Genomic DNA, 26,597 nt, shown 5'->3' with positions numbered 1-26,597 from the left:
TGAAATGGTAAATCATCTGAATTCATCTATTGCCTGTTCTCTGCGTCAGGAAGATAAACTGATGTTGAAGGCAGATCTAAACCCGCGTCGGGTTCACGTCACGTTTGCGGGTGAGATTATTGCGGACAGCACACGGGTTATTACACTTCATGAGCGCGGCAAGCTACCGGTTTATTATTTCCCACTAGAAGATGTGATGCAGCAATTTCTGGTGAAGACCGAGTTACAGACCCACTGCCCTATTAAAGGGGACGCCTCTTACTGGACCATTCAAGTTGGTGAACGTATTTCTGAAAATGCAGTTTGGGGTTATGAGAATCCACTTAAGGATATCGAGTCGATCAAAGGTTTTGTGGCTTTTTATTGGGAAAAGGTGGACGCTTGGTATGAAGAAGAAGAGCAGATCTTTGTTCATCCACGTGACCCATACAAGCGAGTTGATGCGATCCATAGTTCCCGGCATGTTCAGATCGTTCTAGATGGAATCAAGCTTGCAGATAGCCGCCGCCCGGTGATCGTATTTGAAACGGGCGTCCCCGTTCGCTATTATCTTCCGATGGAAGACGTGGATCAGAATGTGCTTACCGCAAATGACAAGCAGACATCCTGCCCTTATAAAGGGGATGCATCCTACTGGACGGCTGTCCTCAATGGACAGACCTATGAGAATATCGTGTGGAGCTATCTAAATCCAATCCCCGAAATCCCAAAGATTGCTGGATTGATGTCGTTTTATAACGAGCAAGTTGATGTCTATGTGGATGGTGAGTTACAGCCTAAACCTAAATGGTACTATTCTGCACTTGAATTCTTTAATGAAACTGAAGTAAGTGCATAAGACAATGATCAGTATGATGATGGGGTTTCTGTCTGCTGCATAAGCGGATAGAGCCCTTTTTTTGATGATTGCCTCAAAAGCCTTGTCAATACACAAAGAGTTGAATACCTTATGACATAACACAAAAGAGGAGGAGATTACATGAGTGAAGTAGGATATGGAAATGTTGGAGGTCTTGGTGGATACGGTGGTTTCACATCCATCGGCGCAATCCTTGTTCTGTTCATCTTGTTGGTCATCATCTCTAAAGCTTTCCTGGTTTAATTCCTTTACCATAATAACAACTCTGCTGGCATTACGCTGGCAGGGTCTTTTTGTCATGATCACAATTTGAAAGCGTTTGACATATTGAATTATCAATCTATAATTATGGAGTTATGCATTCAACATAGAATGGATGAAGTTAAGGAGAATAGGTTGGAATGACACTTAAAAAAAGGATCTTTTTACTGTTTTTTCTCAGTGCGTTTATTCCCTTCATTAGTATAGTTGCGATTTCCTACTACACCATTGATTCCATTTTTGCGAACAAGATCGATGATGGCATTCGGAGCAATTTACAGCAGGTGACTTCCTCACTGGAGAATTCGATCACCAACCTGAATCATGTTACTCAGCAATTATCCTACAGTGGTACATTAGGCAAAAAGTTGGATGAGGTGTTGAAGCCATCCTCCAATATATTTGAATTGATTGAAACTCGGGATGAACTAAAGAGCGAATTAAATGTCGTAACCTTTACCAACCCGAATATAGGTTTGACATTGTATTATTTTCAGAAGGATGGCTCCACACAGTTTGGAAACTTTCCTATAAAGGATCGTTTTTCACCTGAATCTTTGCCTGTACTTTCCAAAGCATATGGTATCACCTACTATGGACCTCATGTCAGTATGAACCGGTTTGATGATCAGCTCGTCTTATCCGCCATGCGGAAGGTAAAATTACCCCAGAGGGACGATGTGTATATTTACGTTGAATCCGGTTTTCACCTTGCACAGGATATATTGGGTTACAATCAGTACAAAGGAGATTTATCCCACTTGATCCTCGATGGAGAGGGGAATATTGTGTATAGTGAGATTCCGGAAGCGATGAAAGTCGGGGAGAATTTCTCCAGCTTATCGAATGGTGCAGCATCCGACGGAATAGCTCGCGATTATCATTGGTTCAGACAGGGGTCCACTCAGAACTGGAGCGTTGTGTCGGTGATCTCGCAGGCTAAGTATCAACAGGAAAAAAACCAGTGGTTGCTTCAAATATTGCTGGTCGCTTTATTTTTCCTGGGCTTTACGGTATTTCTGGCTTGGCTGCTGTGGAAGATGGTTTATAAACCTCTCGGTCTGTTCCATTCGGAGATTAACGGCATGTCTCAAAATCCTCAAACAACTGGTAACCAGACCCGCACGCAGATTCCGGAATTTGATTTTCTGTTAGGCGAATTCTCGAATATGCAGCATCAAATCGGTGACCTCTTTAAAGAGGTGCAGCAGAAAGAGAAAATTCGTGCAGACCTTGAAGTAGAGAAGCTGCTGTACCAGATCAATCCTCATTTTTTGATGAATACGCTGGATACGGTCCACTGGCTGGCAGTAATGAATGGACAAGGGGAGATCGACAAGCTGGTGCAGTCCCTGAATAAGCTGTTGTATTACAATTTGGGTAAATTAGGACAGGTTTCCACGATGGAAGAGGAAATTGACGCGCTTAGACAGTACTTGATCCTGCAGCAAATTCGCTATGATTTTGAATTTGATGTGCGTATTTCGGCTGATGAACAAGTGCTTCAAATACCTGTACCTCGTTTTATTTTACAGCCACTGGTAGAAAACTCACTTTACCATGGACTGAGCGACGAAGGTTTTATTCAAATTGAAGTGACACGCAAAGAAACGCTGAACATTATGATTCAGGATAATGGAGCTGGCATGACGGAGGAAGCGATTGAAAGACTTCTGAACAATCGTGTAGCAGATCATCAAAAAGTAGGGATGGGCATCGGGCTCAATTATGTTCACCGCATGTTACAAGCACAATACGGGGATCAAGCTCAACTGGTGATTGAGAGTGAACTGGGAACTGGCACAAGCATATTACTTATACTTCCGATTAAAGGAGAAGATATCTCGGCATGATTAAGGTATTGATTGTGGATGATGATAAATTGGTGCGAAAAGGAATAAGCTCCGCAATGCCATGGAACGAGTTCGGCATGGAGGTTGTTGGAGAAGCAAGTAACGGGGCTAAGGCGCTGGATTTTCTGGAATCCAACTCGGTTGATCTGATGCTAACGGATCTTGCGATGCCCGTGATGTCAGGCATTGAACTGATGCGCGGTGCAAGGCAGCTATACCCGGAACTACATATTGTCGTACTTACTCTTCATCAGGATTTTGATTATATCCAGGAAGCGCTTCGGCTGGGAGCGATCGACTATATAGCCAAAGTTCAGCTTGAGAAGGAACAATTCGAACATGTACTGAATCGAATACATACCCGGATTGGTGAGCTCACGAATACAAGACGAAAGCTGCCGCAGCTAGGTGAAACCAACGTCCATTATCGTAAAGTGTTTGCACTTGTTTCACTGGACCGAAAATCTGGTCAGATCTGGCCCATTGGACTCGAATCCGGTACAGATGAGGTCCAATTTGAAGTGGAACGGAACAGCTGGATGTGGGCGGTACCTCAGGGTGAAGAGGATCAGCTATTTGATAGATTGAAGGGATATTTGGATCAAGTTCCTCAAGGTGCGCTACTGGTGTTGTCTGATGTACAGGAACGGACATGGTCGCAAATTCAAAACTGGATTATAAACTATACAGAATCGTCCTTATTTTATGCGTATGAACCCCAAGATCCGGTTATTGCCGTTTCCATGAATGAAGAGGATACAGCTCCAATAGAACCTCGGGATGAGGACATGGATCGTATTAAGCGAAGTTGGTTTCTATCTCCGTGGACGCATAATGATAATTATTATAACCAGCTTGTTGAAGAGTTTAGATCTCTAAGGCTGCAAAAAGGGCAGCTGATGGGATTACTGTACTCCCTGGTCATGGAGTGGAACCATCTTTTCGCACAGACTACACTGGGCAGAATCTCAATGATCCATTCCTTTCAATCCTGGTACGAGGTGGAACAGTGGATCAAGCTGACCTCTGAGAGTATTCGAAAGGCGGATGAACAGGTTTCTTATTCTCAGGAAATGATAGATGGAGTGAAAAAAGCCGTGATGATTATGCAGAATGATCTGGATCAGGCATTTACAGCTTCAGGGCTGTCCCAGCAACTCAACATTAGCCGCAGCTATTTCAGCCAATGCTTCAAGGACATCATGGGAAAAACCTTTAATGATTATTCCCGATATATACGAATGGAGAAGTCGAAAGAGTATTTATTGAACACAAACAACACGATTTTCTGGATTGCAGAGCGGGTGGGTTATACGGATGAGAAATATTTCAGCCGAATCTTTCGCGAACTGACAGGCGTGCTGCCTAGTGAATATCGACAATTAGGCAGAGCGGACAAATAGTGTACGCTCCACACAACCGACTGACAATCCGGTGAAAGAAGGGAAAGCAATGATCAAGAAGATGGCTGTGTGTGTTGTTGTCGTCAGCTTGATTGCAGGGATCGTATTTTTCAGTATTTCATACTTTCGGGAATCGCCAATTGGTCCAACGACAACCGCTCCTGACACAGCCGCCACCGAGCCATTCGGTAAATATAAACATCCCGTTTCCATCCGGTTGGGATATGTGGTTGACCCCACAGGTACGGATCTCTCCGAAGGAGAGACATTAGAAAAGAATATGTGGAAAACGGTGATTAAGCAAAACCTCAACATTGATGTCGAGGTCATGTGGCAGGTATCCAAGGAGAATTTTGGACAGAAAATTGATTTGGCTATTGCCAGCAATGATTTGCCAGATGCGATGATCGTTAATCAAGTTCAGTTGAATGAGATGGTCAAAGCGGGAGAAATTGAAGATCTGACCAAGGCATATGCAAGCAGCGCTTCACCTGAGATGAAGAAAATTATCGACAGCACCAATGGTTTGGCTCTGGAACAAGTGACCTTTGAAGGGAAAATGATGGCTGTTCCGTCTGTGACGGCGGAGGACTTCAGTATGCTCTGGATCAGGGAGGACTGGCTGGATCGTCTTGGATTACAACCACCGAAAACAGTGGATGAATTGGAAGCTATCGCGAAGGCCTTTGTGGAGCAGGACCCGGATGGGAACGGAAAACGGGATACGATCGGGCTTGCTTCAAGCACAAGTCTGTTTAACGATTTCAACAACAGCGCTTTTGCTTTTGATCTAACGCCAATCTTCGCAGCTTATGGAGCTTTCCCCGGATACTGGCTCGAAAAAGATGGAAAACCTGTATACGGTTCGATTCTACCGGAGACAAGGAACGCTTTGGTTAGGCTTCGCGATATGTATGCCAAAGGTCTCCTTGATCCAGATCTGGGCATTCGCAAAGAGCCAGAGGAAACTGTCATTAGCGGACAGGCGGGGATGTTCTTTCAAGGTTTCTTTGCAGGCTACTGGCCGCTCCCAAGCGCTTGGCTGAATGATCCCAAGGCGAACTGGCAGGCATACGCGCTCCCACTGGATGCAAACGGAGCATTTCGTGTGAAAGTGGATAATCCCTCAAGTTCTTTCCTGGTGGTTCGCAAAGGGTATGCTCATCCCGAATCGATTATCAAGATAAACAATCTGTACCTCCGTGATGAGTTCAAATATGGTACGAGTTTTATGCTCAGCCGCAATTTCTTTGCTCCAGCAGATGAAGCACGATTTGAATCCAAAGCGGTGCAGGAGATTCTGGCCGGAACCAAAACCCCAGCTGATTTTAAGGACAAGTCCGAATATAAGCTACTGGAAAATACAGTTTCGACGATAAAACAAACCAAGCTAAAGCCTTATGATCAACTTGGCATTTCGTATTGGGATCAGCACAACGAAAACTTTATGCGTGGTTATTCACTGCTCGTGGGTGGAAGAAACTTCTTTGATCCGAATATTCATAAAGTTCGAAGCCTTACCTACAAACGCACGCCAGCGGTGGAGAAATTATGGAGCAAATTGTCCAAGCTGGAACATGATACGTTTTTGAAAATTATTTTAGGCGCTGCACCGATCGATTCATTCGATCAATTTGTACAAGAGTGGAAAGAACAGGGAGGCGACCAAGTGACTGCTGAAGTGACTCCTCCACAGAATCAACGCTGAATTGCTAACATAGCTGCAAGAATCCCCACGTTTTTTACTTAATTCGATCATTCATAGCCGGTAGACTCCTGCTTAAGGAGTTTGCCGGTTTTTCTTTGTGCCACACTAGCTATGCTACCCTCACTTATTAACGAGGATAGACAAATGTAAGTCAGTAGGTGAGATAAATGTTCACAACCTCCATGTTGTTCGTTGATCCGAGTGAAAACTGTATACATTTCTCTATCCAAACTAGCGTTTAATCCCTATCTCGATTAAGCTTCTCCAAGTTTTATAATGAAAGCGCAAACAACATGATAGAGAAATAATCAGAACGAAGGGGAGTTGAATTTGATGAGAAATAATTGGTCAATAAAAAGCAAACTGTTGACGAAACGACTGGCAGTGCTGTCCATGTCCGCATTGATGGTTTCCGTCCTTGCAGCCTGTGGGGGATCTTCGAATCCGCCGACTGCTGAGGATGCAGGCCAATATGAGGTAACACCTGGAGATCCGTTCAGTGCTTATAAAGACGAAGTGACGGTAACGATGGGGCGTGTTACGACGGCGAACCCGAAATTACCGGCTGGTGATACATATGAGAACAATGCGTATACCCGTCTGGTTAAAGAATCGTTTAACGCACAAATTAAGGACCAATTTGAGGCTAATGGTGAAGATTACAGTCGTCAGGTCTCTCTTGCAATCGCTTCCGGGGAATTGCCCGATATGATGCGAGTCGATTCCAAGGATGAACTTAAAGAACTGGTTGATAATGATCTGATTGAAGATCTGACGGAAGTATACAAACAATATGCCACCGATAATATCAAGCAAATTTACGACTCCTACGATGGTCGTGCACTGGACAATGCCACGATTGATGGCCGACTGATGGGCCTTCCAGCGACCTCTCTGGACTCCGCACCAACTATGGTTTGGGTTCGTCAGGATTGGTTGGATGTGCTGGGAATCAAACTCGATGCTGACGGAGACGGTGCCATCAAGCTGGAAGATGTAGAGAAAACAGCAGAAGAGTTCCTGAAAAAAGATCCTGGGCAAACTGGGAAACCGGTGGGCATCTCTTTTGTAAACACCTTGAATACGACGGACTATAACGGTTCTGCCTATACCATGCTGGGTGTTGCTTCAACCGAAGGCGCGTATCCTCAATATTGGATGAAGGGTGAAGATGGCAGCATCATTTATGGTTCGACTACAGAGGAAACCAAGCAGATGTTGGGCGTTATGGCCGACTGGTTCAAGAGAGGTATCATTGACCCGCAATTTGGAACCCGTACATTTGACGATATCACTGCACTGTACACCAATGGTCAGAGCGGAATTGCTTTTGGACCGTGGCACATTCCAGACTGGGGACTTAGCAGTGTGAAACAGATGGATAAACATGCAAAATTCACGGCTTACACGCTGGAGGATGCAGACGGTAAGGTAAACGTGGCACACGCCAATCCATCCGGTCAGTTTATCGTTGTGAGAAAAGGTTATGAACACCCGGAACTCGCGATTAAAATTATTAATCTGTTCTACGATAAATTGGCAAATGACAAAGATGTCGCAACTACCATGCCAGAGGCAGCTAAGTATCTGGAAAGCGGCGTAGACGGTTCAACCAGACCTTTTAATATTGAAGTCAACTCGGCAACATCCCTGTTGGATGATTACTCCGACGTTGTTCGTGGAATTAAAGGCGAGATCGGTTTGGATCAGGTCCGTACAACGGAATCGAAGAACAATATTGGCAGTATCCAAACGTACTTGAAAGACCAGGATACGGATGATGTAACAGCTTGGTCGAAATATCACTCACGTATGAACGGAGTAGGGCTGATCGATAAGTTGACACAGGAAGGCAAATTCAACTGGATGACGCCAGCGTTCTCTGGAACTACACCAAGCATGAAACAGACGTGGGCTAACCTGACCAAAATGGAACAGGAATCTTTCATCAAAATCATAACGGGTGCGGAACCGCTGGATTACTTCGAAACATTCGTCAGCAATTGGAAGAAACAAGGCGGAGACCAAGTGATCCAGGAGATCGAAGCCGAGACCACATCCCAAAAATAATTAAGCTAACACTGCTGATAGGCTGCGCTGAGCAGCCTTTCTTCAGGAAAGGGGTTCATCCATGAAGCAGGAAAAATATAAAGCAAGAAACCGCTTGGGCACGGGTGCCATGTATCATATGATGATGCTGCCAGGCATTTTATTTTTGCTGGTATTCAGCTACATTCCAATGGTTGGTGTCATTACGGCGTTTCAGGATTACGTACCAGCCAAAGGTATGTTTGGCTCCGAGTTTGTTGGGCTCAAGCATTTTATTTATATGTTCAAGCTGCCGGACATCGGCCAAGTGATCAGTAATACGTTGGTGATTGCCATCGCCAAGATTCTACTTGGAACACTGATGGCCATCATTTTTTCCATTTTATTAAACGAAATCCGCTTTAAATTTGTTAAAAAATCTGTGCAGACCATTGTATATCTGCCTCACTTTTTGTCTTGGGTTGTTCTGGCCTCCGTGGTTGTTAACATGTTCAGCCTGGATGGAAGTGTAAATCAGATTTTAGCCTTTTTCGGCTTGGAAAATATTAATTTTCTCGGAAGCAACACCTGGTTCCAGCCGTTGATTATCGGGACGGACGTATGGAAGGAATTCGGTTATAGCTCCATCGTTTATTTGGCTGCAATTACCTCGATTGATCCCGGCCTATATGAAGCGTCAGGGATAGATGGAGCGAGCTGGTGGAGAAAAGTATGGCATATTACATTACCGGGTATGCTCCCTATTATCCTGCTCATGGGGGTTATGAGTCTCACCAATATTTTGAGCGCAGGCTTCGATCAAATCTACAATCTGTACAACCCGGTTGTCTATGAGTCGGGCGATATTCTGGATACCTATGTATACCGGATCGGTCTCGTTGGCAGACAGTATAGTTTCGGTACGGCTGTTGGGTTGTTCAAGTCAGTGATTGGTATTGTTCTATTATTGTCCGCCAATGAATTGGCCAAAAAATACACCGACAGAAAAATATTCTAAGGAGGCGAAACTTGTGTCTTATTCCGCAAGCCTGAAAGACCGAATGGGCCGGTTTGTCATCTACGCCATCGTTATATTGCTGGCTTTGATCTGCCTCCTTCCATTATGGAATATCGTTGCGATTTCATTCAGCAGCAGTGAGGCCGTATCGGCCAATGCCGTAGGTCTGTTACCCGTTAAGTTTACAACAGCCGCATATTCGAAAATTATTGAGGATGCGCAGTTCTGGCGATCCTTTGGCATTTCAGTTCTACGTGTGGCTCTATCTCTAGTGCTCAACATGATTCTTATTGTTTTGATGGCTTACCCGCTGTCCAAATCGAAAAGGGAGTTTAAGGGCAGAAATATATATATGAATATCATGATTTTTGCCATGCTATTCAGTGGGGGCATGATCCCTAGTTATCTGTTGATCAAAAACCTGGATATGCTCAATACCATTTGGGCGCTTGTACTGCCGGGTGCTGTCCCAATATTCAGTGTCATCCTTGTGATGAACTTCTTCGCCGCAGTACCAAAAGCGCTTGAAGAAGCGGCATTCATTGACGGGGCAAATGCATTGCAGGTCCTGTTCAAAGTGTATGTGCCCGTGTCTATTCCTGCGCTGGCGACCGTATCCCTGTTCAGTATCGTGGGCACGTGGAATGATTTCTTCAGTGGATTGATCTATATGACCAAAGTTAGCAATTATCCGCTAATGACCTATATTCAGTCTCTTAACGTGAATATCGCGGAGCTTCTTCAATCCGGCACGAACTCTGCTCAGCTCAGCAATCTAACTGAGATTTCGAACAAAAATCTAAATGCAGCCAAAATCGTAGTGGCTGTCATTCCGCTGCTTCTGATCTACCCGCTGCTGCAAAAATACTTTGTAACCGGAATTGTTGTGGGGTCGGTAAAAGAATAATAGTGAATGAAACGGAATTTAGATGAGCAGAATCTGGATCAAGAGAAAGGTGGTGCGTGATGGGAAATAAAAATTGGTGGAAAGAAATTGTCGTATATCAAATTTATCCTCGCAGCTTTCAAGATAGCAATGGTGATGGAATCGGGGATCTGAAAGGTATTTTATCCCGACTCGATTATTTGAAGGATCTTGGCATCGGTGCGATCTGGCTGTCACCAGTGTGCAAATCGCCGCAAGATGACAACGGGTATGACATTTCAGATTATCAGGATATCGATCCGATGTTTGGTTCGCTTGAGGATATGAAATTGCTGATTCAGGAGGCAGGCAAGCGGGACATCCGAATAATCATGGATCTGGTGCTTAACCACTCATCCGACGAACACCCCTGGTTTAAGGAAGCGCGGAAAAGTAAGGATAATCCATACCACGATTATTATGTGTGGAGAGATTGTGTGGAAGGAACACCTCCCAACGATTTAGGTTCAACGTTTGGTGGATCAGCCTGGGAATGGGTTCCCGAGCTGGGACAGTATTACCTGCATCTTTTCTCTGTTAAACAACCGGATCTTAATTGGGAGAACCCCAAGGTACGGCAGGAGATATACGATATGATTCAATGGTGGATGGATAAAGGCGTGGGCGGGTTCCGTCTTGATGTTATCGATCTGATTGGCAAGCAGCCTGACCTCAAAATTACAGGCAATGGGCCAAATTTGCACCAATATATGCGTGAACTCAGTAAAGAGACATTCCAGAAGGGTGATCTGCTAACCGTCGGAGAAACCTGGGGAGCAACGCCCGAAAGTGCCAAGCTTTATAGCAACCCGGACGGCAGTGAACTATCCATGGTCTTCCAATTTGAACATATTAGCCTGGATGAGCAGGAGGGAAAAGGCAAGTGGGATCTCCAGCCGCTGGATCTGCTTCAATTAAAGAAAGTGTTGTCCAAATGGCAGACCGAGTTGAAGGGCGAAGCCTGGAACAGCTTGTTCTGGAATAATCATGATCTTCCGCGGATCGTGTCCCGTTGGGGAAATGACGGGGAATATCGTGTACAGTCTGCCAAAATGCTGGCTACTCTTCTTCATGGCATGCAAGGTACGCCATATGTGTACCAGGGTGAAGAGTTAGGCATGACGAATGTACGTTACCCTATTGAAGAATACCGTGATATTGAGTTGCTGAATCTGTATAAGGAACGGGTCGAGAATGGGTATGCTGAGAAAGAAGTGATGGAATCCATTTATGCAAAAGGCCGTGATAACGCACGTACGCCGATGCAATGGGATGCTTCCGAAAATGCGGGTTTTACAGATGGAAAACCATGGATTTTGGTGAATCCGAACTACACGGAGATTAATGCGGAAGAATCTATCAATGATCCGCATTCCATTTACCATTACTATAAAACTCTGATTCAGCTGCGAAAAGAGCATGAAGTGATCATCTATGGGGATTATGAACTGTTGTATCCGGAAGACACCAACCTCTTCGCTTACACACGAACACTTGGTGATACCAAATTGCTAGTCCTGTGCAACTTCTATGGCAATACAGTTACGTTTGATATTCCTGAGGAGTTTAGAGAGGATAAAACATTATTAATTAGTAACTATGCGGACGTCCATTCAGAGAATGAACTGAGGCCTTATGAAGCAAGAATGTATCTGCTTGTGTAGTTCAAAAGAGGGTTGAAGGCAAATAGCCTTCAACCCTCTTTTTTGACGAAAAGAAGCTTTTGCAAGAAAACGTCAAGCGCCATGGAATGTGAATGCTCGATGAGACGAATGATGGAGAAGCTGCGTTCCAGATGCAGTTGTCTGATTCGCAGTTCTTCAACTTCCCCGATTGCCAGCTCCTTATGAACAATCCATCTGGATACCATTGCAATTCCGAGTCCCGCAGCAACAGCTTCCTTCACACCCTGACTGCTAGTGAAGACATAAGACCGCTTAGGGCGAATCGTAGTCTGTTCCATAAAATGATCACTAAACGCGCGTGTTCCCGAACCCAACTCACGAAGAACCCAGACCTGATCCTGAAGCATATTCTGCTCTACCACGACGGAACCGGAGAGGGGGTGACCGGAAGGAGCTACTACGATCATCTCATCCTTCATGTAAGGGATAACGTCAAGGTCTGCCGAGGCTCGCGCTTCACCCTCCACAAATCCGATATCCAGCTGATTTCCCCTAACCGCAGACAGAATCTCCTGGGTATTGCCAATCGTAACCTGAATGTTGACCTGAGGATACTGTGATGCGAATTCTGCTAGCTTCTTAGGCAAAATATATTCACCGATGGTGAAGCTTGCCCCGATCTGAATGCTTCCAGTCACTTCATCCCGCAGCATCTGAATCTCCTGACGCGCTTCATCGTAGCGGGACTGAATGACTTTGGCATGTCTGTAGAGGATTGCCCCCGCTTCAGTCAGGGACACTTGCTTTGGAGAACGATGTAGCAACTTGGCTCCCAGTTCATTCTCCAAATTTTTGATATGCAGGCTCACCCCCGGTTGGGACAGGTTCAGCAGTTCTGCAGCCTTGGAGAAATGGCTTTGTTCTACAACGGTAACGAAGACTTTTAAGGCATCAGTTATCATTAGAATTCCTCATTTAAATAGTGTGTTTTTATAGTTATAAGCCTATTGAGCTCATTTTAGCATAAGATACCTAACCAATCATAAGTTTTTATAATGGTTAGGATCGCAGATTCATATTTCACTTCCTTCCTGTCTGCTTCTATAGTGAGGATATACTTTATCCAATAAGGAAGTGTGGAGCTATGATTTTACAGACACAATTGAAATTCGTTAAAAACATAAAAGGTGTTAGGAACAGGGGATTTCTGCAGGGGATCGGACTGACTTTACTGCTCTCGTTTATCGCCAAGCTGCTGGGTTATCTGCCGCTTTTAAATATCATGGGTCAACTCGTTATTGCAATTCTGCTTGGCATCTTGTACCGGGCGGTGCGTGGCGTTCCGCTGACCGCGCAATCAGGGATATCCTTTTCGGGAAAACGATTGCTGCGGTTTGGCATCATCCTGCTGGGCTTGAAGCTGAACCTTATGGATATTGTCCATGCAGGATACAAAGTCGTTGCGCTAGCGGCAATCAATGTTGTTGTCACGATTTTTGTTGTCTATGGACTGAGTAAGTGGTTAAAGATCGACAAACGAATAGGGCTGCTGACTGCTTGTGGAACAGCCATCTGCGGTGCAGCGGCAGTGGTCGCGATTGCGCCACAGATCAAGGCCAAAGATGAAGAAACGGCAGTAGGTGCGGCCACAGTGGCGATACTCGGCACAATTTTCACTTTAGCCTATACATTGCTATACCCGGTGTTGGGTTTAAGTGTGAATGGATATGGCCTATTCACAGGCGCTACACTGCATGAAGTGGCACACGTCATCGCTGGGGCTGCACCTGGAGGGCAAACAGCACTGGATATGGCAGTCATCGTGAAGCTAACTAGGGTCGCTATGTTGGTGCCCATTGCCCTGATCATTGGCTTGTGGAGTGGACGACAAGCGCGTGGGGGAGAGCAAAAATCATCTAAAGGAATCCGGTGGCGTGAATTGCCAGTACCCTGGTTCATTTTCGGTTTTCTGGCTATGAGTGGGTTAAACACGCTGGGTATTATTCCGCAAGAGATGATCTCGGGACTTCTGGTTCTGTCCTATATGTTGCTCGCGATGGCGATGGCTGGATTGGGGTTGGGTGTGGATATTGCAACCTTCCGTCGTCTGGGCAAGAAACCTTTTTTGGCAGGATTGCTGGGGTCTATTGTGTTGTCCATTCTAGGCTTTATGCTCGTTTGTGGCTTTGGCCTGAACTAGGTCGTGTGTCCAAAATTAAGTATTCCACTGCATGAATTTAATAAAAAGCACGGATTGACCCTAAGTGGATCAATGCGTGCTTTTTGTTGTTTGAAAGAAGCTGGTCATCAGATCCAGAACAAACACGAAAGGATTAGTATAAATCCATCGCTTGAAAAAATATAAATATTTCCCTCTTTTGGTTCAAAAGTCCGAAATGCACATATGAAAGTCTGGATAACGATGTATTTTCTGTTCGCAAGCCTTAAGGCTGCTCGTAAACATCCAAAAAGGAACATCAGAAGTCCGAATACCGTCTCTAGGGGTCCGATAAGGAGAATTGGAAGCGGTTTATACTTAATCTATTCCAGAGATGACAAATCCAAGCAGAAAATCAAATCAGTTTATCCAAGAAACTCCTCAAGTTAAGTAGCAACCACGCAATACTGTCGTGTAACCATGTTGTTGTATGAGTTTTCTATTTTTTTGTTTTGTACTTTGATAAGGGGGTGATGATCGGCGCAGCGAAAGAATTAGGCAGATCAACCGTCCATTTTCTTTGAAAATCCATTTTGCTAATAACCTGAGGAGGAATTGAATTTGCGCAACAAGTACATTGTGTGGTCACTCGTATTAACGATGCTGATCTCGAACGTATTCCTGACTGTCGGATTTCCATCTCCTGTATCAGCAGCCGAAAGACCGGATCTGGCACAGGGCAAACAGGTTACCGCGAGCGGGTACAACCAAACATACAGCCCGACCAATGTGATTGACAATAACCAAGCAACTTATTGGGAAAGTACCAATAGTGAGTTCCCCCAATGGATTCAAGTGGATCTTGACGCCAACACCAACATTGACCAAATTGTATTGAAGATTCCGACAGTGTGGGAAAAGAGAACCCAAACGATAACCGTGCAAGGCAGCACGAACGGTTCATCGTTCGCAGATATCGTAGGTTCTGCGGATTATGTATTTAATCCATCAGTTGGGGAGAACTCGGTGACCATCGATTTTCCTGCTGTCGAGACAAGGTTCGTTCGCTTAAGCGTAACGGGCAATTCCGAGTGGCCGGCAGCTCAACTGTCGACATTTGAAATTTACGGCCCAGGCAGTGAGGGACCAACGCTACCTGGCCCCGATCCTGTGGATCCCCCAATCATCCCTACAGAGGGAAGCAACATCGCCATCGGCAAGTCGATTACTGCATCGTCCAGCACTTTATCCTTTGTAGCTGCAAATGCTAACGATAACAATATCAATTCGTACTGGGAAGGAGGCAGCAATCCAAGCTCACTGACGTTGGATCTCGGCTCCAATCATAAGATTACATCCATTGTACTTAAACTGAACCCGGATCCGGTCTGGAGCACCCGAACACAGACCATTCAAGTACTTGGACATAACCAGGATACAACCACCTTCAGCAATCTGGTTTCCGCCCAATCATATACATTCAACCCGGCTTCTGGTAACACGGTGACCATTCCCGTTACAGCAACGGTTAAACGTCTGCAACTGAACATTACCACGAACTCGGGCGCTCCTGCCGGGCAAATTGCTGAATTTCAGGTATTCGGTACACCTGCACCCAATCCTGATCTGACGATTACAGGTATGTCCTGGTCTCCATCGTCTCCAGTGGAGAACAATGCCATCACCCTTAATGCCATCGTCAAAAACATTGGTTCTGCCGCTTCTCCAGCTTCTAGCGTCAACTTCTATCTTAACAATGAACTGGCGGGTTCCTCACCTGTAGCTACTTTGCAAGCAGGGGCTTCGACTACGGTCTCGCTTAATGCTGGCAATAAAGCAGCTGCATCATATACGCTCAGTGCCAAGGTAGATGAGAATAACCAGATTATCGAAGAGAATGAAGGAAACAACAGTTACACACACACCTCTTCTTTGGTGGTTGCACCGATTACAAGTTCTGATCTGGTAGGCACGGTCTCTTGGAGTCCTGGAACCCCTACAGCAAACAGTACAGTAACATTTACAGTTAATCTGAAAAATCAAGGCAACATGGCCTCCGCAGGTGGTGCACACGGAGTTACAGTGGTTCTCAAGAACGCTGCCGGAGCAACGCTTCAGACGTATAGTGGTTCCTATACCGGTACATTAGCACCTGGAGCTTCGGTCAATGTCAATGTAGGTACCTGGACTGCTGCAACTGGTAACTACAATGTGACAACTACCGTAGCAGTGGACAATAATGAAGCTCCGGTCAAACAAACGAATAACGTCGTTACAACAGGTTTGAACGTATATTCAGCCCGTGGTGCAAGCATGCCTTATACCCGGTATGATACGGATGATGCTACGCGGGGTGGCAGTGCCACACTGAAATCCGCACCGACCTTTGATCAGGCTCTGACGGCTTCGGAAGCCTCTGGCCAGCGCTATATCGCTCTTCCTTCCAACGGTTCCTATGCACAATGGACGGTTAGACAAGGGGAGGGAGGCGCAGGTGTAACCATGCGATTCACGATGCCGGATTCCACAGATGGCATGGGTCTTAACGGCGCACTTGACGTCTATGTTAACGGGACCAAGGCCAAAACGGTTCCTTTGACCTCCTACTACAATTGGCAGTACTTCTCCAGTGATCATCCGGGGGATACACCAAGTGCAGGACGTCCGTTGTTCCGTTTTGATGAAGTGCACTGGAAACTGGATACACCTCTAAAAGCTGGAGACACCATTCGTATTCAGAAAAACAATGGAGATAACCTGGAATACGGTGTGGATTTCCTCGAAATCGAACCCGTTCAAGCGGTAATCCCGCGCCCGGCTAACTCCGTCTCTGTAACCGATTTCGGTGCGATTGCAAATGATGGAAAAGATGACCTTGCCGCATTCGAAGCGGCGGTCCAATCCGCGGTATCTACAGGCAAGACTCTATATATCCCTGAGGGCACGTTCCATCTGGGCAATATGTGGAAAATTGGTACGCCGACAAATATGATTAACAACCTTACCATTGTAGGTGCAGGTATCTGGCATACGAACATTCAGTTTACGAACCCTAATGCAGCTTCAGGCGGGATTTCTTTCCGTGTGCAGGGCAAGCTGGATTTCAGCAATATTTATATGAATTCCATGCTGCGTTCGCGCTATAACGAGAATGCAGTTTACAAAGGATTTATGGACAATTTCGGTAAAAATTCAAAGGTTAGCAACGTATGGGTTGAGCACTTTGAATGTGGTTTCTGGGTAGGGGATTACGCCCACACACCTGCAATCATTGCCGATGGCCTAGTGATCGAGAACAGTCGTATTCGGAATAACCTTGCTGACGGTGTCAACTTTGCCCAAGGCACGAGCAATTCGACTGTACGCAACAGCAGTGTCCGCAACAATGGTGATGATGGTCTGGCCGTATGGACCAGCAACGTGAATGGTGCTCCTGCAGGTGTGAACAATACATTCTCGTTCAACACGATTGAGAATAACTGGCGCGCAGCAGGCATTGCATTCTTTGGTGGTAGCGGACATAAGGCAACCAACAACCTGATTGTTGATACGGTTGGTGGTTCGGCGATCCGGATGAACACGGTTTTCCCTGGATACCATTTCCAAAATAACACAGGTATTCTGTTCTCCGATACAACGATCATTAACAGTGGCACAAGTAAAGATCTGTACAATGGTGAACGCGGAGCTATTGATCTGGAAGCTTCCAATGATTCCATCAAGAACGTAACGTTTACCAATATTGACATCCTCAATACGCAGCGCAGTGCAGTTCAATTCGGGTACGGCGGCGGTTTCCAGAACATTGTGTTTAATAACATCAACATTAATGGTACTGGTCTGGACGGCATTGAGACATCTAGGTTCACAACCCCGCATAAAGGTGCAGCAATTTACACCTATACGGGTAACGGTTCTGCCACCTTCAATAATCTGACAACAAGCAACATTGCCAACCCTAATGTGAATCAGATTCAAAATGGCTTTAATTTGATCATTCAATAAAATTTATATCAAACAAAAGCAGGGAGCTCAACGAGCTTCCTGCTTTTTTGTGTGAAGTAGGAGTAGGTATGGGTGAACATTGATCCGGATCTGAAATATTGAAAAATAGCCGCGCAAGTAAGTTTTTAAGATGCCCCATATTTGCTTCTGTAGTGACTTAATGTGACAAGAGGCCAAATATATGTATAGCTGTGATAATGGGAATAGAAATTCCCGGGCAGACCAGCTCCTGTTGGATAAGTGGTTCTCCAATCGTTCTCATGTATTGATGCAATAAGCCTTAGAATGCCTTTATTTATTTCGGGTGTGGGTTTGGGTTGGACTGCAATTAGTGCGTCAAGTGCCCAAGCGGTCTGAGAAGGGGTGCTTTCCCCTAATGGCACATAGTGCAGGAGTCGGTCACTCTGGCAGGATTCTCCCCAGCCACCGTCAGAGTTCTGGATGCTTAAGAGCCATTTGGCTCCTTTTTGTACTGTATCATGGCTTGCAGGTAGCCCAACTGCCGTAAGACCGGTTAATGCTGCCCAGGTACCATAGATATAACATACGCCCCATCTTCCGTACCATGAGCCGTCTTTCTCCTGGTTTCGAATGAGCCATTTCGTTCCACGATTGATCCATTCATGCTTGGTGTCAAGCCCGGCAAAGTTACCGAGGTACTCCAAGGTACGTCCCGTCAGGTCAGCTTCGGAAGGGTCTGTAGCCGCAGATTTGGCACCGTCGATGGCAAGCCAGGTGAGCATCTCCTTGTTTGTATTTTTTTCGAATGCCGGCCAGCCGCCATCTTTATTTTGCATGGACAGAACCCAATTCAGTCCGCGATTCCAGGATTCCTGAAATGTTGGAAGAGTTGTGGACAAGCTTCGAATAGCCCGTAAAGCTGCTGTTGTATCATCTACGTCTGGATTGATTGTATTCGACTCCGAAAATCCCCATCCTCCAGGGGCTGTATTCGGATTATGGATGCTCCAGTCGGCTGTTTTATCTTGCTGACGGGAGAGCAAATAGGAGGCCGCGAGCTGAATAGACTTATGGTCATCGGTGATAGAAGCCTCCTGCAATACGTAGGTGATTAAGGCCGTATCCCATACGGTAGATGGGGAGTTTTGAATCGTTGTTGTACCTCCTGAAGAACGGCACTGCATTGCCGTGAGTCCGGTTACGGCTTTTGTAATCAGGGGGTGCTGCTTATCGTATTTTAGGGCCAATAGGGCAAAAATCATGAGAATTGTACTACTGGCATAGCTGTATAATGTGCCATCAGATTCAATTCGCTCTATCATGAACTGTTCCGCCTTCGTTCTTGCAGTGTTGTGGATGTGGCGAGGGTTACCGAGCAGTCGGCTTCTCCCGCTTAGAATGTCGTCCTGCATTTCCTGATATCCCTGAGCAGTTGGCTCATTTTCCACATTTCGTAAGTCGGTCAGATCAGACAGATCGGGGGCATGGGGGGCTGTAAGAGCGAAACGTAAGTCTGCCATAATGAGCATAGGAGTGAGGTGAACTCTGGAATATCCGGAAAATTCAAAATAGTTGATGGGAAAATAGGTAGGGAACATCAGTATCTCCAGGGGGATCATAGAGATGGATAAAGGCCAATTCATTTGTCCAGTAGCGGCAAGTATCGCTTTGGTCAAAATGCTGGTAACTTTCCCGATACCTCCTTTGGACTGAATATACTGTTTGGCCCGCTGGATTGGCTCGTCCGTACTCTGGCTGTACCCGGAGTATAGCAGGGCGTAGTAGGCTTCAACTGATGCGGATAAATTTCCACCCTCTTCATCGGCGTACAATCTCCAGCATCCATCGTGTTGCTGTTCGTTAAGGATACGGTCATGTAACTCCCGGATCAGCACTTCATTTGGGACTTCCAATATCCGAAAGAGAATGATGACATAAGCATCAATTACCGTCCCGTTCTCAAAACAGAAATGCCAGGAACCGTCTTGTCGCTGCTGTTGAAGCAAGGAAGTCGTCATCCGACTTATTTCATCATCAATCGTGTTCAGTACATGGCTCATTCCGCGGATACCTCCAGAGTACGTCATTTATGTATTATATGATGGCAGACTGGGGGAAATGAGGAGCAGAATGAGCGTAGAATCCAGTCCAATTTAGGGTTTTCTACAATTTTAAATAAAAAAATAAAATTTAGTGTTGAAATTTTTTCCAATAAAGTGTATAAATATCTTTGTTAACGCTTACAAGATTTTGATCTATATCTTTCTCCGATACCCTTCAAAAAGGAGGTGTAAGTACTACGACATGCAATAACTGAAAAACAGACTTTATGCTTTTGAAAATGAAATCGATTTCATTTTGTAGTATTCAATATTTGGCAGTCCAAATTATAATAAATCAAAGGAGATATGTTGATGAAGATATGGAAAAAGAGTGCGTTAGTGTTGCTGTCCACTTTCCTGGTAACGGTAGGTTCATATGGTTCATATATGCCCAAGACTGCGCATGCCGCGGGTGAACAGGTGGAGGTATGGATTTCAACTTCAGACCCCAATTCCGAACCTGCAGTGGGACTTAGAACAGATGCGAGACTCACCAAGATTGCATCCAAAAACTTCAGCAGCAACTCAGGCAATGCCGATGTTACCATTACGGTAAATGAGAACAAAACGTATCAGCAAATGGATGGTTTTGGAGTGTCGTTAACGGATGCTTCCGCATGGCTCATGAACTACAAGCTGGATAACAGTAAGCGCGCGGAAGTGATGGAGAGGTTGTTTGGCACCACAGGTATTGGGCTTAGTTTATTGAGACAGCCGATCGGAAGTTCTGATTTTGCCTGGGCCGCCTACACTTATGCCGATACGCCAAATGATACTTCACTCAACCAATTTACGATCGACCGGGACAAGGCTTACATACTGCCCATGGTCAAAGCGGCAATCGCTAAGAATCCTAATATCAAAGTAATGGGTTCCCCATGGAGTGCGCCTGCCTGGATGAAATATTCCAACAATCTGAATGGCGGCAAACTGAAAGCAGAACATTACGGAACATATGCGAACTATTTCAAAAAATACATTGAAGCCTACCAGGCTGAAGGTGTACCCATCTATGCTGTTACGTTGCAAAATGAGCCAATGTACGAGCCATCCCATTATCCTTCCATGGGTATGAATGTACAGGATCAGACGGGCTTTATCGGCGATTATCTTGGACCAACACTCCGCAATGCCGGAATTAACACTAAGATTATTGCATTCGACCATAACTTTTTGGACTGGAACTTCCCGAACCAAGTCATTACGAATCTGAAGAACGCAGGTAAGGGCAGCTACGTTTCCGGCAGTGCATTCCACCATTATGACAGTGGGGACGGATCGACCATGACCTCCATGAATAACAGTCATCCGGACAAGGAAGTTTGGTTCACAGAGGGTGGTTTCGGCAACTGGAATGATCCGCAGAATGGTACCTCTTCAGGTTTCGATAATATGATGAACGAGTTCATTAATATTACGAGAAACTGGTCCAAATCGATCATTCTCTGGAACGCTGCCCTGGATCAAAAAGACGGTCCAGCATTGCTTTCACCGAACAACACGAACAAAGGCATGATTACAATCCGTAACTCGGACAACCGTAATGATGCTCCTGAGAATAATGTCACATATCACAAACAATATTATTTGCTGGGTCACTTTAGTAAATTTGTAGTACCCAATGCATACCGCATTGACAGCAACACCGGATCTGAAGTCAAAAATGTGGCTTTCCGCAATCCGGACGGTTCCAAAGTGGTAGTTGCCTACAACTCTTCCAGCTCGTCGAAAAATGTGAAGATCCAATGGGGCAGCCAAAGCTTCGTTGTCACCATTCCAGGCAAGTCCGCCATGACGTATAAATGGAATGGAAATGTTTCTTAAGGGGTAGGGGGAATTCAGATTCCCGCATTCAGCAAGCTAAGGGCCGCGATCAGTCGCGGCTCTTTTATTTGCTTTTATTTAAAGATCATCCACGGTATACATTTGTTGTGATTTTTACGTATTCAAGGATTTTACAATTTTAATATTATGATTTTTTAGTTTAACTGTCCTCTTACATTGGGTTGATATACTAGCCTGAGCTTTTATATGGGAGAGGGGTTAGACAACTTGAAAGACATCAATCAACGCTGGGTAGCGACGATTCTTGTGGCAGTAATGGTTATCCAATCATTCTGGACATTTGCAGGAATCGGACAGGCTGCAGCATCAGAAAACCTTAATACCAGCAATTTAGCAAAAAACGTGGTGATCAGCCATTTTTATGGAGGCAAAAAAGACGACGTACTCGACGTGTACGGCAACGACTTTGTAGAACTATATAATCCGACAGCAGAACCTGTTTCGCTGAACGACTGGTCCATACAATTTGCGGATACCCAAAAAAATAATTGGAAAGCAGCTCAGCTAGGTACAACGACTGCCCAGATTCCGGCATTTGGTTATTATCTGATTGCGCTTGGCAGCAATGGAAATGTCGGGGAGCAGCTTCCACAGCCAGATGCGACTGAAACTTCATTCAAATTAGGCAACAACAGCGGAAAGCTGGTTTTGTTAAATACGACACAACTGTTGACTGCTAATGATCCAACAGCAGATGTTTTACAGGAACATGTAATTGATTTTGTTGGATATAGTGCTGACGCTTATTGGGGAAGTCCGGCGCCGGAAGCGGGCAAGCAGAGCACCATGCAGCGTTTGGTATATGATCCGCTGAATCCAGAGAATAGCACGACTGCAGCTGCGTTTCCGAATCGTGGAAACAACTGGGACACTCGGAATAACGGAAATGACTTTGAGAAGGTAAAAGGGGCGAAGGCTCGCAATTCAAGCACAACTTCCGCCTATGTCATTCTGGAAAGTAATCAAAGGTTAGAGATGCAATCGGCTTCGAGCGTAGATCCTGTACATAACAAGATTACGTTAAATGCATTTGGAGGCTTGGTTAAGCAGGGACCATGGTCATCCGATGACTTCAGTGTACTAGGCCTCCCGGCAGGATTCACTGCTGAAGCCAATGCGAACGGTGATCAGATCGAAGTGACCATATCTGGAGACGGTACTGGGAATGTAGCTTCAGACAGCATTCTGACATTTGAGATTCATCCTGGTGCGTGGGATCAAGCACACAGACCAGTCTCATCCTCAACGGTGTATCAACGAAGCAATACCGTAACTTTGGCTCAATTCACGCCATCCAATAAGATTGTAGCAACATTGGACTCCTCATCGTCCAACATTCGTATGAACAGTGCGAAGGACTTGAATACCACGATCCAACTCAATCTTAGCGCCGGCGTTCCCGTGGATGGGGTATTGGACTCGAATGCTTACAGTGTGACGGGCCTTCCTAAGGGAGACTGGAGCATCAAGGCTGAGGGCCGAAGCAGTGATCGTACAATCACGCTCTCCATTTCGGGTACATCCAATTCTGCTGTCATGAACTCCGTCATGCTGAATGTGACGTTAATGGTTGATACTGTGCAGGATCTGGACTGGCTGGCTTCGGAAGTGATCAGCGTCCCGCTGCTTCGGTACAGTCAACCACTTCTTGCTGATGAGAATCGCAAACGTGTCGTTGAAGACAGCATCATAGCGGACAATACAGGTTTTAATGACCCTGCCACCAAAGAATATAAATATGGAAGTGATGCCATGGGAGCGAACGAATATACCTTCCTGCGCGGCACACATTCCTTATTCAAGGCTGATCTGGCAGCGGGTATTATTCCTTCTCCGAGTTTGGTCATTCCAGGCTGGAATGAGAAGGACGTCCTTACTTACACGCAAGGCGACGCCCATATTCAGAATGTGGGGACTTTTAACGATAGTACCAATCAAATGGTGTTCAGCTTAAACGATGTGGATTCTTCCGGCATTGGCAGCTTTTATGACGACCTGATTCGCTTTGTTACAAGTATTTATGTAGTCAAATACGAAAAAGACAGCTCTGCGATTAGCAATCTACAGGACGCCGATTTCCGGGATGTATCTCGTACCTTTCTAAATACCTATAAGGATACTCTGATAGAGATTAATAGCGAGATAAACCCTAAAAACACCAAGTTGACCAAAAGCAATGTAACGGCTTATACGAAAGAGGTCATGGACAAAGTCTCTAAAGTGTCTTATGAGGAGGCATTGCAAAAATTGCTCGGCAAGCGGGCACTTGATGGAAAATTAAACATTGCCGGCAACTCCGATAAGTTTGAATCCGCGACAGATGCAGAGAAATCTTCCCTGCAAGCCGCTTGGGAAGCATACAAATTACAAGTCAGAAGCAATTTCCCGAACCTGAGTGATGATGAATTCGATGCCTATTTTAAGATAAAGGATATTGTACGCCGTATTCATCAGGGAATTGGTAGCATTGGGGTTGAACGCTACAATGTGTTAATCGAAGGAGCAAGTGAGGCCAATACGGATGATATTCTGCTCGACGTGAAAGAGCAGACCCGGGACGCCAATGTATCGAAAGATGCTTATCTTAAAACTTCAGTCGATCCCGATTGTTATCTGGGTGTACTCGAAGCAATGAATCGCTCGTATCTGATTAAGGAAGTATCACCTTTTAAAGGGGATTACACAGATAAGCCATTCAAGAACAAGGAAGAGCTGGAGCAGTATTTGGTCGATGCGGCCAAGGCTTACGCTTATGCAAGTTCGCGCTTGGACAAGGTATCCGATGAGTTGAACTATCGTTTTGAGGAACGTTTTGTATCGAATATCGTACCCATCTGGGATGATTTGCAGAACTTTATTCTTAATGCAGCGGAGGATTACTCCCACCAGGTCGCAGCGGATTTTGCGCTTGTAAAGGAAGATATGCGAACCGGGAAGCTGATTGACGTTTCTACATTGGATGATTTATCTGTTGATCAAGGCTCTTTAACTCCAGCATTCAATCCTACAATCACGGCGTATACTCTGAATGTTGAACAAGCAACAGACTCCATCAGCGTTATGGCGAAGGCTACGGATAGCCGGGCTACCTTGTCTGCTAAAGGTGAACCTTATGCAAACGGAATAAATCAATCTTTCGGTTTGTCTGTTGGAAAAAATGTAATTCAAATTACCGTACAAGCACGTAATGGATCAAGCAAGACTTACAGTATAACTGTCGTCAGAGCCGGAGAATCCACCTCCGTTTCACCAACGCCTTCGAATCCTTCAAATCCTTCAACTTCAACTGGAGGAACGAATGGGGATCAAACGGGTACCACTGCCAACAGTGGAACGATTACTGTGAATGGTGGATTGTTGAGCCTGGGCGGGGTCAAAATCAATGTGCCAGCTGGAGCGACGGATAGCAGCATCGTCATTTCCGTAAATAAAGTAAGCCAAACGGCGAATCTGTTCACCGATTCCACATTGAAACTGCTCGGGGAGGTCTATGAGATTACTGCAAACAAGAGCGGGAATTTCAGCAAACCGGTAACTGTTACCTTGCCATTCGACAAGAACAAGGTGGACTTTGACAAATCAATAGTGGGATTGTATTGGTTCAACGAGCAAGCCCAAAAGTGGGTTTTACTCGATAATTTGAAAGTGGATCAAATGAATGGAACGGTATCGGGAACCATTCATCATTTTACCAAGTTTGCTGTTCTGGTATCCGATAAGACCGTAACGCCAACTCCGGAAGGAACCAAGAAGTTCACGGATCTCGTAGGGCATTGGGCTTCCGGCAGTATTATGGATTTGGTTGAACTTGGTGTGATCCAGGGTTACCCGGACAACAGCTTCAGACCGGATAAAAAAATTACCAGAGCCGAATTTGTTACTCTTATCATTAAGGCTTTACATCTGCAAGGCTCTGCTGACAAAGGATTTGCGGATACTACGACGCATTGGGCGCAAGACGCAATTTCCACTGCGGCAGGTCTGGGCATTGTGAATGGATATAGTGATAACACCTTTGGTCCAGACGAATTGGTGACCCGCGAGCAAATTGCGACAATGGTCGTTCGTGCAGCGCAGATCGCAGATTCAGATAGTAATATCAACTTCTCCGATGGCGCTGAAATATCTGGTTGGGCACGTTCAGCACTTGCTGCGGCCATTACTAATGGGCTCGTTAACGGCTATCCAGACGGAACATTGAAACCAAAAGGGAATACAACTCGCGCAGAAGCTGCTACACTCATCGAAAGAACTATTCAATTCACAAAATAAATTCAAAATTACAGAAAGGCTGCTCTCCAGCAAGTTTAACTTGTTGGGAAGCAGCCTTTCTGTATTCTTTGTACCTTTTTGTATCTGGTTCATTCGTTTTATTACAACGATATCCCATTTTCGATAATGACACGATTGAGTTTGGTATTTACCGGATTGGAAATCGTATCACCCACAGGACATTTACTTTCTAGAAAATGTACAAATGATTCAACTTTTTCTTCAGATGAGCTGGTTTTAATATAGAAGGTGTATCGAATATCAGAATAACCGGGACGTACATCAGATCGGTTAAAAAATCCGTCAAGATCCAGATCACCTTCAACTTCAACTCTGAAATCATCAAGGACTACATCGAATTTGGAAGCATAGACCCGGGCCACAATGGATTGACATGCGCCAAGGGAGGCAAGTAAAGCTTCTACAGGATTCATTCCCGTGTCCGTACCACCGAGATTTGTTGGCTCATCGATGATCAGTTCGAATTGTCTTGCTTTGGTGATCACTTTAACCCCATCTTGTAGATGGGCAGTAGCTTTGAAAGTCTGAACATTAGCCATCCGATACCTCTCCT

At 45.3% G+C, this 26,597-nt stretch carries 16 protein-coding genes; 13 read left to right on the top strand and 3 right to left on the bottom strand.

The features are described from left to right. Positions 1–4 precede the first annotated feature (4 nt). From CS562_RS05885 to CS562_RS05845, 9 genes are all read left to right on the top strand, one after another. A complete protein-coding gene (locus tag CS562_RS05885) occupies positions 5–838 on the top strand; it encodes a DUF427 domain-containing protein (RefSeq protein ID WP_099854300.1) in 834 nt (277 codons plus the stop codon). A gap of 141 nt (positions 839–979) precedes the next feature. Further along, positions 980–1,102 carry a sporulation protein YjcZ gene (locus tag CS562_RS05880; protein ID WP_079697598.1) on the top strand — a complete coding sequence of 41 codons (123 nt, stop codon included), beginning with the start codon at positions 980–982 and terminating at the stop codon, positions 1,100–1,102. Positions 1,103–1,260: 158 nt separating this feature from the next. Beyond that, complete coding sequence (locus CS562_RS05875; RefSeq protein WP_099854299.1) at positions 1,261–2,973, top strand: sensor histidine kinase; 1,713 nt, start codon at positions 1,261–1,263, stop codon at positions 2,971–2,973. Continuing rightward, on the top strand, positions 2,970–4,376 hold the full coding sequence (locus CS562_RS05870; RefSeq protein WP_099854297.1) for a response regulator transcription factor: 1,407 nt from the start codon (positions 2,970–2,972) through the stop codon (positions 4,374–4,376). The genes CS562_RS05875 and CS562_RS05870 overlap by 4 nt, the downstream gene beginning before the upstream one ends. A 49-nt stretch (positions 4,377–4,425) precedes the next feature. Next, positions 4,426–6,084, top strand: coding sequence for an extracellular solute-binding protein (locus CS562_RS05865; RefSeq protein ID WP_257219390.1), 1,659 nt, complete (start codon positions 4,426–4,428; stop codon positions 6,082–6,084). 333 nt (positions 6,085–6,417) lie between these two features. Further along, a complete protein-coding gene (locus CS562_RS05860) occupies positions 6,418–8,154 on the top strand; it encodes an extracellular solute-binding protein (RefSeq protein WP_099854295.1) in 1,737 nt (578 codons plus the stop codon). A 61-nt stretch (positions 8,155–8,215) separates the two neighbouring features. Then, positions 8,216–9,130: an ABC transporter permease gene (locus tag CS562_RS05855; RefSeq protein ID WP_063565144.1), complete on the top strand. Its 915-nt coding sequence runs from the start codon at positions 8,216–8,218 to the stop codon at positions 9,128–9,130. Positions 9,131–9,143: 13 nt separating this feature from the next. After that, positions 9,144–10,037 carry a carbohydrate ABC transporter permease gene (locus CS562_RS05850; RefSeq protein ID WP_083678829.1) on the top strand — a complete coding sequence of 298 codons (894 nt, stop codon included), beginning with the start codon at positions 9,144–9,146 and terminating at the stop codon, positions 10,035–10,037. A 59-nt stretch (positions 10,038–10,096) separates the two neighbouring features. Then, positions 10,097–11,719: a glycoside hydrolase family 13 protein gene (locus CS562_RS05845; RefSeq protein WP_099854293.1), complete on the top strand. Its 1,623-nt coding sequence runs from the start codon at positions 10,097–10,099 to the stop codon at positions 11,717–11,719. A 29-nt stretch (positions 11,720–11,748) separates the two neighbouring features. Here CS562_RS05845 and CS562_RS05840 read toward each other — a convergent pair whose 3' ends face one another. Beyond that, the gene (locus tag CS562_RS05840; protein WP_076288431.1) at positions 11,749–12,642 is read right to left on the bottom strand and encodes a LysR family transcriptional regulator; all 894 of its coding nucleotides are present in this window, start codon (positions 12,640–12,642) and stop codon (positions 11,749–11,751) included. Positions 12,643–12,824: 182 nt separating this feature from the next. On the opposite strand from CS562_RS05840, the gene CS562_RS05835 reads away from it, so the two are divergent. Then, complete coding sequence (locus CS562_RS05835) at positions 12,825–13,880, top strand: YeiH family protein (RefSeq protein WP_099854291.1); 1,056 nt, start codon at positions 12,825–12,827, stop codon at positions 13,878–13,880. A gap of 579 nt (positions 13,881–14,459) precedes the next feature. Beyond that, complete coding sequence (locus CS562_RS05830) at positions 14,460–17,843, top strand: discoidin domain-containing protein (protein WP_099854289.1); 3,384 nt, start codon at positions 14,460–14,462, stop codon at positions 17,841–17,843. Positions 17,844–17,968: 125 nt separating this feature from the next. On the opposite strand, the gene shc is transcribed toward CS562_RS05830, so the two are convergent. Further along, positions 17,969–19,864 (bottom strand): squalene--hopene cyclase, encoded by a 1,896-nt coding sequence (gene shc, locus CS562_RS05825; RefSeq protein ID WP_099854287.1) that lies wholly within the window; start codon positions 19,862–19,864, stop codon positions 17,969–17,971. A 354-nt stretch (positions 19,865–20,218) separates the two neighbouring features. Here shc and CS562_RS05820 point away from each other — a divergent pair, with 354 nt between their 5' ends. Both CS562_RS05820 and CS562_RS05815 read left to right on the top strand, forming a co-directional pair. Beyond that, positions 20,219–21,730 (top strand): glycoside hydrolase family 30 protein, encoded by a 1,512-nt coding sequence (locus tag CS562_RS05820; protein WP_076288435.1) that lies wholly within the window; start codon positions 20,219–20,221, stop codon positions 21,728–21,730. Positions 21,731–21,958: 228 nt separating this feature from the next. Next, positions 21,959–26,023 carry an S-layer homology domain-containing protein gene (locus CS562_RS05815; RefSeq protein ID WP_180287040.1) on the top strand — a complete coding sequence of 1,355 codons (4,065 nt, stop codon included), beginning with the start codon at positions 21,959–21,961 and terminating at the stop codon, positions 26,021–26,023. Between the two features lie 101 nt (positions 26,024–26,124). Here the strand turns inward: CS562_RS05815 and CS562_RS05810 are convergent, their stop codons facing one another. After that, positions 26,125–26,583, bottom strand: a complete 459-nt coding sequence (locus tag CS562_RS05810; RefSeq protein ID WP_099854283.1) for an OsmC family protein — start codon at positions 26,581–26,583, stop codon at positions 26,125–26,127. Positions 26,584–26,597: the final 14 nt, after the last annotated feature.

The organism is Paenibacillus sp. LK1, from assembly GCF_002750415.1.
Taxonomy (GTDB): domain Bacteria; phylum Bacillota; class Bacilli; order Paenibacillales; family Paenibacillaceae; genus Paenibacillus; species Paenibacillus taichungensis.
The sequence above is the reverse complement of the archived record's forward strand: the minus strand, read 5'-3'. Positions and strand labels throughout refer to the sequence as shown.

Excerpts from the sequence above, each read along its gene's own strand:
- CS562_RS05810 (WP_099854283.1), bottom strand. The coding sequence starts at position 26,583 with ATGGCTAATGTTCAGACTTTCAAAGCTACTGCCCATCTACAAGATGGG.
- CS562_RS05845 (WP_099854293.1), top strand. The coding sequence starts at position 10,097 with ATGGGAAATAAAAATTGGTGGAAAGAAATTGTCGTATATCAAATTTAT.
- CS562_RS05835 (WP_099854291.1), top strand. The coding sequence starts at position 12,825 with ATGATTTTACAGACACAATTGAAATTCGTTAAAAACATAAAAGGTGTT.
- CS562_RS05875 (WP_099854299.1), top strand. The coding sequence starts at position 1,261 with ATGACACTTAAAAAAAGGATCTTTTTACTGTTTTTTCTCAGTGCGTTT.
- CS562_RS05865 (WP_257219390.1), top strand. The coding sequence starts at position 4,426 with ATGATCAAGAAGATGGCTGTGTGTGTTGTTGTCGTCAGCTTGATTGCA.
- CS562_RS05880 (WP_079697598.1), top strand. The coding sequence starts at position 980 with ATGAGTGAAGTAGGATATGGAAATGTTGGAGGTCTTGGTGGATACGGT.
- CS562_RS05840 (WP_076288431.1), bottom strand. The coding sequence starts at position 12,642 with ATGATAACTGATGCCTTAAAAGTCTTCGTTACCGTTGTAGAACAAAGC.
- CS562_RS05885 (WP_099854300.1), top strand. The coding sequence starts at position 5 with ATGGTAAATCATCTGAATTCATCTATTGCCTGTTCTCTGCGTCAGGAA.
- CS562_RS05855 (WP_063565144.1), top strand. The coding sequence starts at position 8,216 with ATGAAGCAGGAAAAATATAAAGCAAGAAACCGCTTGGGCACGGGTGCC.
- CS562_RS05870 (WP_099854297.1), top strand. The coding sequence starts at position 2,970 with ATGATTAAGGTATTGATTGTGGATGATGATAAATTGGTGCGAAAAGGA.
- CS562_RS05820 (WP_076288435.1), top strand. The coding sequence starts at position 20,219 with ATGAAGATATGGAAAAAGAGTGCGTTAGTGTTGCTGTCCACTTTCCTG.
- CS562_RS05860 (WP_099854295.1), top strand. The coding sequence starts at position 6,418 with ATGAGAAATAATTGGTCAATAAAAAGCAAACTGTTGACGAAACGACTG.
- shc (WP_099854287.1), bottom strand. The coding sequence starts at position 19,864 with ATGAGCCATGTACTGAACACGATTGATGATGAAATAAGTCGGATGACG.